Origin of the sequence: Serratia sp. (in: enterobacteria) (assembly GCF_046715635.1) — a bacterium.
GTDB lineage: Bacteria > Pseudomonadota > Gammaproteobacteria > Enterobacterales > Enterobacteriaceae > Chania.
Genome location: NZ_JBKJYW010000376.1, coordinates 1 through 11691, shown reverse-complemented (window position 1 = coordinate 11691; position 11691 = coordinate 1). Strand labels below are relative to the sequence as shown.

The following is an 11691-nucleotide window of genomic DNA, read 5'->3' as shown; positions in this document are numbered from 1 at the left end:
CGTTGATTGCTTTACGTAATACCTTGACTTTGATGTTTTTCATCCCTACTTTCCAAAGCTGAACGGGCTAACTAAGCACTCTGGACAGCTCCCACAGGGAAAGGGAACCGATCGAGTTCGTTGATTGCTTTACGTAATACCTTGCCTTTGTTGTTTTTCCTCCCTACTTTCCAAAGCTGCACGGGCTAACTACGCACTCTGGACAACTCCCACAAGGGACCGATCGCGTTGGCCTGAAAGTACGGTGACTCATCATGTGCATTTGTTGACTCTCCTTGGATAAATAGAAGCTCAAGCTTTGCTGAGATGATCTTCGCTCTTCCATCAGAGCAGGGGCCATCAGCTCCCTCTCCCATTGGGAGAGGGTTGGGGTGAGGGGCCATTTTTTAACCAACTCCGTGATTACGATCATAGTTCTGCACTCTGCTACTTTTCAATGGAACCGGTTCCATTTACCGTTATTGCAACAGTCGCGGTGGTGAATGTCACCTCAGGAGCCAAAAGATGAAGCAACAGATTATTGTAGTAACCAGCGCCTACGGCAACGACAGGGTGCAGCAGCTCGGTGGTCAGGCGGCGTTGTTACCCCTGATCGCCAAAGCAGGTGCCGACGGCGTGGAAATCCGCCGTGAACTGCTTTCCCCGCAGGAACTGGACGCTTTACCCACCCTGGCAAAAGCCCTACAGCAATACCAACTGGCCGCCGTGTATTCCGCTCCTGAGTCACTGTTTACGCCACAGCATACCCTGAACCCGAATCTGCCGGCCTTTTTGGCGGAAGCGAACATCCTGCAAGCCAGCCGTCTCAAGCTGGCTTTGGGCCACTACCAACCGGGCTTTGATTTTACCGAGTTAAAAATCGCGCTGGGGCAATCCGCAACCCAACTGGTGGTCGAGAACGATCAAACGCCAGACTGCGGCATCCTGTCGTTGATGAACGCCTTTTTCCATGCGGTAGAAGAGAACCAGTTGCCGGTCGGCATGACGTTCGACATGGCCAACTGGCATTGGGTGGGGCAAGACGCCCTGGCCGCCGCCCATCTGCTGGCCTCACACGTCGGCTATATTCATGTAAAAGCCGCCACCCTTGGCCCACGCGGCTGGCGTGCCATTGCCCTGGATGATACCGACGGCAGCTGGCGCGAAGTGCTGGCCCGCTTGCCGCAGGATGTGCCGCGCGGTATCGAGTTCCCGTTACAGGGCAGCGATTTGGAGGCGGTAACCCGTCACTACGTGGATGTGTTACGTGGGGAGCAGGCATGATGAGCACGCAAAATCCTTTAGACGTCGTAACGCTGGGTGAAGCCATGGCGATGTTTGTCGCGGCGCAAACCGGCGATCTGGCCGAGGTAGAAAGCTTTACCAAACGCATCGCCGGTGCCGAGCTGAACGTGGCGATCGGGCTGGCCCGCCTGGGTCTGAACGTCGGCTGGGTCAGCCGGATAGGTAACGACTCGTTTGGCCGCTTTACCCTGCAACAGTTGGCGAAGGAAGGGGTTAATGCCCAGCGGGTCACCGTTGATGGCCGCTACCCAACCGGTTTTCAGCTGAAATCTAAAAACACCGATGGAACCGATCCCAGCGTGGAGTATTTCCGCAAAGGCTCCGCCGCCAGCCATCTGTCTACCACCGACTTTGATCGCAACTATTTCGCCGGGGCGCGCCACCTGCACCTGAGCGGGGTAGCCGCCGCCCTTTCTGCCGAGTCGCTGGAGCTGTGCCATTTCGCCGCTGCTGAGATGCGCGCTCTGGGCAAAACCATTTCCTTCGACCCCAACCTGCGCCCGGTGCTGTGGTCTAGCCGGGAGCTGATGATCGAACAGCTCAACAAGCTGGCCTGCGCTGCCGACTGGGTGCTGCCAGGACTGAAAGAGGGTCAGATCCTGACCGGGCAATCCACTGCAGAAGGCATCGCCGATTTCTATCTGGAGCGCGGCGTACAGGCCGTCATCATTAAAACCGGGCCAGAGGGTGCCTGGTTTAAAACTGCCGCCGGCGACCAGGCTGCGGTACCTGCGGTCAAAGTCACCAACGTGGTAGATACCGTCGGCGCCGGAGATGGCTTCGCGGTAGGGACGCTGAGCGCCCTGTTGGAAGGCAAAACGCTGCTACAGGCGGTGCAACGCGGCAACAAGATCGGTTCGCTGGCCATCCAGGCCATTGGCGACAGCGAAGGGCTGCCAACCCGCGCCGCACTGGCGGAATAATATTTGCTCCAATGAGCGCCAACCTCTGTCCCTACAACCGAGGCACGCCGAGAGAGCACAAGCCCCAGCGGATGGCTGCAAGCCACCACTGGCGAAAAGACTCCACTGAAGGGTTACGAACATGAGTAAAGCAACTATTGCGGCCAAACGCTGGTGGTACATCATGCCCATCGTGTTTATCACCTACAGCCTGGCCTATCTGGATCGCGCCAACTTTAGCTTTGCCTCTGCCGCTGGGATTAATGACGATCTTGGCATCACCAAAGGGATGTCATCCCTGCTGGGTGCCCTGTTTTTCCTCGGCTATTTCTTCTTCCAGATCCCCGGCGCCATCTACGCCGAACGCCGCAGCGTCAAGAAGCTGATTTTCTGGTGTTTGATCCTGTGGGGCGGCTGCGCCTCGCTGACAGGCATGGTCAGCAATATCCCGATGCTGGCGGCGATCCGCTTTATCCTCGGTGTGGTGGAGGCGGCGGTGATGCCCGCGATGCTGATTTATATCAGCAACTGGTTTACCAAGTCTGAACGCTCCCGTGCCAACACCTTCTTGATCCTTGGCAACCCGGTCACGGTGCTGTGGATGTCGGTGGTTTCCGGCTACCTGATCCACGCCTTTGGCTGGCGTGAAATGTTTATCATCGAAGGGGTTCCTGCGGTGATCTGGGCATTTTGCTGGTGGGTACTGGTCAAAGACAAGCCGTCACAGGTCGGCTGGCTGAGCGATCAGGAAAAGCTGGCGTTGCAACAGCAACTGGCTGAGGAGCAAAAAGGCATCAAGGCAGTACGTAACTACGGCGAAGCCTTCCGCTCGCGCAACGTGATCCTGCTGTGCATGCAATATTTTGCCTGGAGCATCGGCGTGTATGGCTTTGTGCTGTGGCTGCCTTCGATCCTGCGCAGCGGTATGCAGATGGGGATGGTTGAAGCTGGCTGGTTGTCATCGGTACCTTATCTGGCCGCCACCATTGCGATGATCGTGGTTTCCTGGGCGTCGGACAAAATGCAGAACCGTAAGCTGTTTGTCTGGCCGCTATTGCTGATCGGCGCACTGGCCTTCTTCGCCTCCTACGCCATTGGCCCGAACCACTTCTGGATCTCCTATGGTCTGTTGGTGGTCGCCGGGGCGGCCATGTATGCGCCTTACGGCCCGTTTTTCGCCATCATTCCGGAGATGCTGCCAAGAAACGTTGCCGGGGGTGCCATGGCGCTGATTAACAGCATGGGCGCGCTGGGTTCCTTCTTCGGCTCGTGGTTTGTCGGCTACCTGAATGGGGCGACCGGCAGCCCGGCAGCCTCCTACATGTTTATGGCTATCGCGTTGCTGGCCTCGGTGGGGCTGACGCTGATCGTCAAGCCGGCACGTAACGAAGCTCAGCCTCAGGTGGCCTAATCTTGCGAGTGAGGGGCTCTGCCCTTCACTCTCCTGCAATATGTTATGTTGAACATCTCGTTCGCCAGATGGAGTTATTTGATGAAGCCTGCAATCGTGTTGTACAAAAGTATTCCTGCCGATCTGCGTGCCAAGCTGGACCAGCACTTTACCGTTCATGCCTTTGACGGTCTGCAACTGGACAACGCCGCCTTTGATCAGGCGCTGCAACAGGCCGAAGGTATCCTCGGTTCCGGCGGTAAGATTGATGAAGCCTTTTTGCAACGCGCCCCCAAACTGCGTGCGGCGTCCACCGTCTCCGTCGGTTACGACAACTTTGACGTTGCAGCACTCAACGCCCACCGGGTGCTGTTGATGCATACCCCAACCGTCCTGACCGAAACCGTAGCCGATACCATCATGAGCCTGGTGTTGGCCACCGCACGCCGGGTGGTCGAGGTGGCCGAGCGGGTCAAAGCTGGGGAATGGCAGGGCAGCATCGGGCCTGACTGGTACGGTGTCGACGTGCATCATAAAACTATCGGCATCCTCGGCATGGGCCGCATCGGCCTGGCGCTGGCGCAGCGTGCGCACTTTGGCTTTGGCATGCCGGTGCTGTACAACGCGCGCCGTACACATGAAGAAGCAGAGCAACGCTTCAATGCCCGCCGCTGCGATCTTGATACGCTGCTGGCCGAGTCGGACTTCCTGTGCATTACGCTGCCGCTCACCGAGCAAACCTTCCATCTGATTGGCCGCGAACAGCTGGCGAAGATGAAGCTGAGCGGGATCCTGATCAACGCGGGGCGTGGCCCGGTGGTGGATGAGCAAGCGCTGATCGAAGCCTTACGAGACGGCACCCTTCACGCCGCCGGGCTGGATGTGTTCGAGCAAGAGCCGGTCCCTGTCGATTCACCGCTGCTGAAAATGGCCAACGTGGTCGCTTTGCCGCATATCGGTTCCGCCACCCATGAGACTCGCTACGGCATGGCCGAGTGCGCCGTGGATAACCTGATTGCGGCCTTGACCGGTACGGTCACAGAAAACTGCGTTAACCCGCAGCTGCTAAAGAAATAAGTTTAACGATGAGACTGCTCCAGCTCGCTACGTTTTGAACCTGTGGAGTTATCAGCAGTCTCCCCCTTCCCCCTCCGCCCCCAAATTCTTACCCTGGGATGAGGCGATTTTTTCTGCATAAAGCACACTGGGCTACCCTACGATAAAAACGCTTCCTGCCACGAGTAAGGAGAGCCATGAAACACCTGACCCTTCCCCTGCTGATGCTGCTTTCACCCGCAGCGTTGGCCAACTGGACGCTGCAAAGCTTTCCGGCTTTCAGCGAATCTGCCAGCGGTTTATTTACCAGCCAGGCAACCTTGGCCAAAGGCCAACTGCCGCTGCGACTCTATCAGAACCAACAGTGCTGGCAGCCCAGCGACGCGGTTAAGCTAAATCAGACGTTGTCGCTGCAACCCTGTAGCGATAGCGCGCCGGTCAACTGGCGGCTATTTCGCGATGGTGATTATCAGGTGCGGATCGACACCCGCAGCGGTACGCCCACCTTACAGCTCAGCCTGAAGACCGAACCGGAAAAAACCGTCGCCAACGTGGCCCGCACCTGCCAACGCTGGGATGGCCAGCCGATCATGATCGCGGTGAAGGACACCTTTGCCGAAGGCGAAATGGTGCGCGATTTTTACTCCGGCCAGACCGCCACGGTGGTTCATGGCCAGGTCACCCTGCAACCGGCGGCCAACAGCGGGGGGCTGCTATTGCTGGAGTCAGCCAATACACCGCCACAGGCGGCTTTCAATTGGCACAACGCCACGGTCTATTTTGTGCTGACCGATCGCTTTGAAAACGGTAATCCGGCCAACGATCACAGCTATGGTCGCCACGGTGATGGCATGCAGGAGATCGGCACCTTCCACGGTGGCGACCTAGCCGGGTTGACGCAAAAGCTGGATTATCTGCAACAGTTGGGGGTTAACGCCCTGTGGATCAGTTCCCCGCTGGAGCAGATCCACGGTTGGGTCGGCGGCGGCACCAAAGGGGATTTCCCGCATTATGCCTATCATGGTTACTACCATCAGGACTGGACCAGGCTCGATGCCAATATGGGCAACGAGCAGGATCTGCGTAATCTGGTGGAGCAAGCGCATAAACGCGGGATCCGCATCCTGTTTGACGTGGTGGTCAATCACGTTGGCTATGCCACGCTGACCGATATGCAGCAGTTTCAGTTCGGCTCGCTGTACCTTAAGGGTGATGAAGCCGCAAAAACCCTCGGCAAAAACTGGGGTGATTGGCAGCCGGGACCTGGCCAGAGTTGGCACAGCTTTAACGACTACATCAACTTCAGCGATAAAGCTGGCTGGAGCCAATGGTGGGGGAAAAACTGGATCCGCACCGATATCGGCGATTATGACTCACCGGGCTTTGACGATCTGACCCTGTCACTGGCTTTCCTTCCGGACATCAAAACTGAAGCGTCGGGAGCCAGCGGCCTGCCGCTATTCTTCCGCCATAAACCCGATACCGCCGCGCGCGAAATCCCAGGAGCCACCACCCGCGATTATCTGACGGTCTGGCTCAGCCAATGGGTGCGCGACTATGGGATTGACGGTTTTCGCGTTGATACCGCCAAGCACGTCGATAAGCCCACGCTTGACCAGCTAAAACAGCGTGCCACCGAGGCACTGGCAGAGTGGAAAGCGGCCAATCCAAAGCAGGCGTTAGATAATGCGCCGTTCTGGATGACCGGTGAAGCCTGGGGCCACGGGGTGATGAAAAGCGATTATTACCAGCACGGCTTCGATGCGATGATCAACTTTGATTTTCAGGATCAGGCCGCGCAGGCGCTGGGCTGTTTCTCCAATATCGATGCCACCTACCAGCAGATGGCGGACAGGCTACAGGGCTTCAACGTGCTGAGCTATATTTCCTCGCACGATACTCGCCTGTTCTTCGCCAGCGATGCCAAAGGCTCTTTGCCTTTGCAACAGCGAGCAGCCGACCTGCTGCTGTTGGCTCCGGGCGCGGTACAGATTTATTACGGTGATGAGAGCGGCCGTCCGTTTGGCCCTACCGGTTCCGATCCTTTACAAGGTACGCGCTCGGATATGAAATGGGGTGAACTGCAAGGGGCCAAAGCGCCGTTGCTGGCACATTGGCAGCGGCTAGGCCAGTTCCGGGAACGCCACCCGGCCATCGGTGCCGGTACACAGCACTCACAGCAAACGCCACATTACTATGCCTTTAGCCGCCAGCATGAGGGTGACAAGGTGATGGTGGCGTGGGCTGGCGATCGGTCCCAATAATCTGGGGAAGGGCGGGAATAGAGAGGATACTCATTCATCTGTGTCCGCCCACACTCCACAACCAGGCAGAGCTTTCACATCGCGTGATCGCATTCAGAGTAGAGCCAATGCGCATGGTGAGCATATGACATGCCACCAGCAAATGTGAAAACGCACGACACTATGATTAATCCGGTATTCATATCACGCCATTAAGAGTTTTTTTATTTTCTCCTCAGAGTCACTCCCTGGAATGGGTGTTTCAATATACAATTTAAGGTGAGTATTCTCATTTCCGGCTAAAGTAAATACCGTGTGTTCGAAAGTCAGAGCACCCAGTTCGGAATGGATAAAGACTTTAGTCATATTCTCCTCTGGGGCGATATAGTGTTCATTCCACAGCTTTTCAAAAAAACTGCCCTTTTTCCTTAGGGATTTTATTATCCGATTGAAATTCGGATCGCCAATATAATTCCCATGAGAAACCCTGAACTTAGCCAATATCTCACGACACACATCGCCCCAGTTGACACTCATTTTCCTGAAAACATCACTGGTGAAGCAAATAGTTAATAAATTACATCTTTCTGGAGGGATGAGTTCAATATCCGGAAATATAAAGGTAAGTGCTTTATTCCAAAGAACAATATTAAAATACTGATCCAACACAAAAGCAGGTGAGAATGAAAGATTATTTATAACATTACCCACCGACTCAATAATATAATCTGACTGTGGATTTTCTTTAGGAATAGCCAAATTGGCAAGAGAGAATACATATCTGACCTCTTGTTGATTAAGCCTTAATGCCCTCGCAATATTTTTCAGTGACTGGCTTGATATGGAAATAGGTTTTCCTTGTTCCAACCATGTGTACCATGAAAGCCCGATACTTGCTAACAGAGCAACTTCCTCTCGCCTTAAACCTGGCGTTCTTCTGCGGTTATAGGCTTTTATTCCAACCGTTTCTGGGGATAGTTTTTCTCTTTTCTTTCTTAAGAAATGGCCTAGTTCTACATGCCGATTAGAAATATCCTCCATAACTCCCCCCCCTCCTTGCCTCAATACAACCAATTGAAAAACATAGTTTTATTAAATAACAATACCTGAAATAATGGGTTAACCCAACATAATTATAACCTATTATTAATTATACTATGATAATTACATCCCTAGCAACAACTCCCCCGGTACGTATGATGCCTCTACAAACCAATTACTGATTAACGATGGAATTGAATTATGAAAAGTAAAACGATAGGAGGTATTCCCATTGGTCTCATAGGGTTGGGTTGTATGGGGATGAGTCACGCATACGGAAGATCAAATGAGCATGATAACTTACAGCTGCTTGAACAATCACTGGAGTTGGGGTGTAACCATTGGGACACCTCTGACTTTTATGGGTTTGGAGAAAATGAAAAACTACTGGCTAAAGTATTAAAAAACAAGAGAGAACGCGTATTTATTGCCAGCAAGACCGGTATAGAGTTCGATAAAGACATTTCATTATTGCAGATGAAAGATAGAAATAGTTTTGGCATAAATAATTCAGCTGAGTATATTATAAAGCATGTCAATGACAGTTTAACTCGGCTAGGGGTAGAGCAAATCGATTTATATTACTTACATCGCATGGATCCTAAAACCCCAATAGAGAAGACTGTCGATGTTATGGCTAGCCTCGTGAAAAGTGGAAAAATAAAAAACATTGGCTTGTGTGAGGTTGATGCGGGAATATTACGGCGCGCACACAGTATTCACCCCATTACAGCGTTACAAATGGAGTATTCTATCTGGTCAAGAGGCATCGAAAAAAGCGTGTTACCCACCTGCCACGAGCTGGGAGTTAACTTAATCGCTTATGCTCCTTTAGGCCGAGGCTTCCTATCAGGAAAATTCAATGACATCGCCAATATTGATAAAAGTGATATCCGCCTTCATTTCCCACGGTTTGATAGCATCAATGGAGAGAAAAACATTGAAATTGTCCACGTAATTCAAAAAATAGCAGATAAGCACCAAGCGACATTAGCACAGGTTGCTATAGCATGGATCCTTGCTAAATCCAACTTCATCTTCCCTATCCCTGGAACTAAAAATATAAACTATCTCCGTGAAAATATAGCAGCTAGCGAATTAACCTTATCGCCAGAAGATATGGAAAGTCTTGATAGCATACAGGTCTATGGAGCACGTTATCCTAGCATGCTAAGTAATAACATTCTAAATGATTAGGTTTACTATGAAAAAGATTAAAACTCTGTCTATTCTATTAATACTGCCTTGCCTGCAACAAGCCAGTGCTGACGATAAATCAGGCTACTATATCTCAGGTAAAATGGGCGTCAGCATTCAACAACAGCAAGATAGAAAACTGTCAGTAACGGATACGAATCTGGATAGTGGTGTTTCCTCAACGGCGTCGCTGAATTTAGGCGGAGGGGACACATCCGTTTTTAATGGCGGCTTGGCAATTGGTTATGATTTCAACACCAATAGTAATATTCCCATCAGGTTGGAGTTGGAATATATGAATCGCGCACGTGCGACCCAGTCAAGTGAGCATCATGGAGTAGACTTTAATTTATTAGTCCCAAATTATGGTGATAATGAACTGAAATACCAAACTAAAGTCAAAACTCAGACGGCAATGTTAAATATGCTGTGGGACTTTTATCAAATATCAGATTATCAACTCTATCTCGCATTATCAGCAGGAGCGGCTTTTAATGAAATTAACAATAATATTCCCTATCGAATTTTCAGTAATAGAGGAGAGATAAACTCATCGGACAGTTCTATTGTTAACTTTGCCTGGGGTGCTGGTGCAGGGATAAGTCGTAAAATCAATAATAACTTTATCATTGATTTAGGCTATCGCTTTTTAGATGCTGGTAAATTACCCGCCAATTCAAGTTGGAGCACAGCAGCATTTGGAATGAATGCCGGATTGACGGCCAATACAAATACCCATGTTCGGTATCATGACATAGATCTTTCCATTCGATATTTATTTTAAGAGCAGAAATAAAAATGGCTACCAGCGTAATCAATGATTATCTTAAGAACACACTTTAACCGAGGGAGGTGCTATGAAAGAAAAAACAAATGCCGCATTCTTCGATGTTGATGGCACAATATTAAGAATGAACTCCATGATCGATTTCTTTTTTTATTGGACTGAACGCAACAATTTAACAGCGCTGCGTTCTGAGTTCCATGATGAGTTTGAAAAATCTAAAAAAAATGATATGAGCAGGGAGGAGAAAAACAAAAAATACTATCGCTTATTTAGAGGCTTCTCTGAGCGAGAAATAATCAACGAGGGCTTATCATGGTGCAATCAGGCCATTGAAAACAAGAACGTTTTTATCGAGCCGGTTTGGGATGCATTATATGCAAGCAAGAGGAAGGGATTGAAAATAGTTTTTGTTTCCGGATCGATGCTCCCCCTGTTGTCACCGATAGCAAAAATTGTTGGTGCTGATGATATTTTATGTACGAAATTGATTTCTGATAAATACGGCATTTTAACTGGAAATATTGGCGTTCCACAAACTATAGGAGAAGGAAAAAAACAGGCAATGACCACATACGCCAATGATAACGGCTTGAATTTAGGTGAATGTTACTCATATGGGGATGACACTTCTGATATTCCTATGCTGGAGTGTGTTGGGCATCCTGTTTGTGTTGGTAGTGAGACAGCACTTGCCTGCTATGCCAGCAATAAAGGATGGGAGATACTGTCAATTTAGTTGCCAATGCTGGGCTACCTGTTGATTATAAATATAAAAACCTGGATACCCAACGAGATCCTGTCCCCCGGATCATAGATCTGGTTTTTTTATCTCGCCATAATGTCGACGCAAAGGTGTCCAGCATTTTATGCTAACTAAAACACGCCTGGCAATATCTCTGCCCAGCGGGTGAGAGATCGGCCGCATTGCACCCGCTTTTATCTGGCGGTATGGTGGGCATCTACCCGCTTACAACCATATTGCAGCAGCTATGAATTTTTCACTTTTCGGCGACAAATTTACCCGTTACGCGGGCATCACCCGCTTGATGGACGATCTGAACGAAGGCCTGCGCACACCAGGTGCCATCATGCTCGGCGGCGGTAACCCGGCGCAAATCCCAGAGATGGCCAGCTACTTCAAACAGCTGTGCCAGGAGATGCTCGATCAGGGCAAGCTGACCGAAGCACTATGCAACTACGACGGCCCGCAAGGTAAAGATGCCCTGCTGAAAGCGTTGGCCACCCTGCTGCAAGAAGAGCTTGGCTGGCAGATCGAACCACAGAATATTGCACTGACAAATGGCAGCCAGAGCGCGTTTTTCTACTTGTTTAACCTGTTCGCTGGCCGCTATGCCGATGGCAGCCGCCGCCGCGTGCTGTTCCCGCTGGCGCCAGAATATATTGGCTATGCCGATTCCGGGCTGGATGAGGGGCTGTTTGTCTCCGCCAAGCCCAATATCGAACTGCTGCCAGACGGGCAGTTCAAGTATCATGTCGATTTTGAGCATCTGAACATCGGTGACGACATCGGCATGATCTGCGTATCGCGCCCCACCAACCCGACCGGCAACGTGATCACCGACGAAGAGTTGATGAAGCTCGATCTGTTGGCACAGCAGCGTGATATCCCGCTGGTGATCGATAACGCTTACGGCGTGCCGTTCCCCGGCATTATCTTCAGCGAAGCCACGCCGCTGTGGAACCCGAATATCATCCTGTGCATGAGCCTGTCCAAACTGGGCCTGCCTGGCTCACGCTGTGGCATCGTGATCGCCGACGAGAAGGTCATCA

10 protein-coding genes are annotated in these 11691 nt (G+C 51.4%); 9 read left to right on the top strand and 1 reads right to left on the bottom strand.

What is annotated here, in order from left to right; all coding sequences use genetic code 11:
* Positions 1-504 precede the first annotated feature (504 nt).
* From ACLQ7H_RS19590 to ACLQ7H_RS19570, 5 genes are all read left to right on the top strand, one after another.
* The gene (locus ACLQ7H_RS19590) at positions 505-1263 is read left to right on the top strand and encodes a sugar phosphate isomerase/epimerase family protein (RefSeq protein ID WP_411754106.1); all 759 of its coding nucleotides are present in this window, start codon (positions 505-507) and stop codon (positions 1261-1263) included.
* The gene (locus ACLQ7H_RS19585; protein WP_411754107.1) at positions 1263-2207 is read left to right on the top strand and encodes a sugar kinase; all 945 of its coding nucleotides are present in this window, start codon (positions 1263-1265) and stop codon (positions 2205-2207) included. Before ACLQ7H_RS19590 ends, ACLQ7H_RS19585 begins: the two co-directional genes overlap by 1 nt.
* A 121-nt stretch (positions 2208-2328) precedes the next feature.
* Complete coding sequence (locus tag ACLQ7H_RS19580) at positions 2329-3597, top strand: MFS transporter (protein ID WP_248945196.1); 1269 nt, start codon at positions 2329-2331, stop codon at positions 3595-3597.
* Between the two features lie 81 nt (positions 3598-3678).
* Positions 3679-4653: a glyoxylate/hydroxypyruvate reductase GhrB gene (gene ghrB, locus ACLQ7H_RS19575; protein WP_411754105.1), complete on the top strand. Its 975-nt coding sequence runs from the start codon at positions 3679-3681 to the stop codon at positions 4651-4653.
* A gap of 176 nt (positions 4654-4829) precedes the next feature.
* Positions 4830-6896 (top strand): alpha-amylase, encoded by a 2067-nt coding sequence (locus tag ACLQ7H_RS19570; RefSeq protein WP_411754104.1) that lies wholly within the window; start codon positions 4830-4832, stop codon positions 6894-6896.
* A 183-nt stretch (positions 6897-7079) separates the two neighbouring features.
* Here ACLQ7H_RS19570 and ACLQ7H_RS19565 read toward each other — a convergent pair whose 3' ends face one another.
* Entirely contained in the window at positions 7080-7916 is an 837-nt protein-coding gene (locus ACLQ7H_RS19565) for a helix-turn-helix transcriptional regulator (RefSeq protein WP_411754103.1), read from the bottom strand.
* A 201-nt stretch (positions 7917-8117) separates the two neighbouring features.
* Here ACLQ7H_RS19565 and ACLQ7H_RS19560 point away from each other — a divergent pair, with 201 nt between their 5' ends.
* The 4 genes from ACLQ7H_RS19560 to ACLQ7H_RS19545 form a co-directional block, all read left to right on the top strand.
* Positions 8118-9113, top strand: coding sequence for an aldo/keto reductase (locus ACLQ7H_RS19560; RefSeq protein WP_411754102.1), 996 nt, complete (start codon positions 8118-8120; stop codon positions 9111-9113).
* A 7-nt stretch (positions 9114-9120) separates the two neighbouring features.
* Entirely contained in the window at positions 9121-9897 is a 777-nt protein-coding gene (locus ACLQ7H_RS19555; RefSeq protein ID WP_411754101.1) for an outer membrane protein, read from the top strand.
* Positions 9898-9970: 73 nt separating this feature from the next.
* Positions 9971-10636: an HAD family hydrolase gene (locus ACLQ7H_RS19550; protein WP_411754100.1), complete on the top strand. Its 666-nt coding sequence runs from the start codon at positions 9971-9973 to the stop codon at positions 10634-10636.
* 253 nt (positions 10637-10889) lie between these two features.
* On the top strand, positions 10890-11691 hold an 802-nt coding region (locus tag ACLQ7H_RS19545), incomplete at its 3' end, for a pyridoxal phosphate-dependent aminotransferase (protein WP_411754099.1).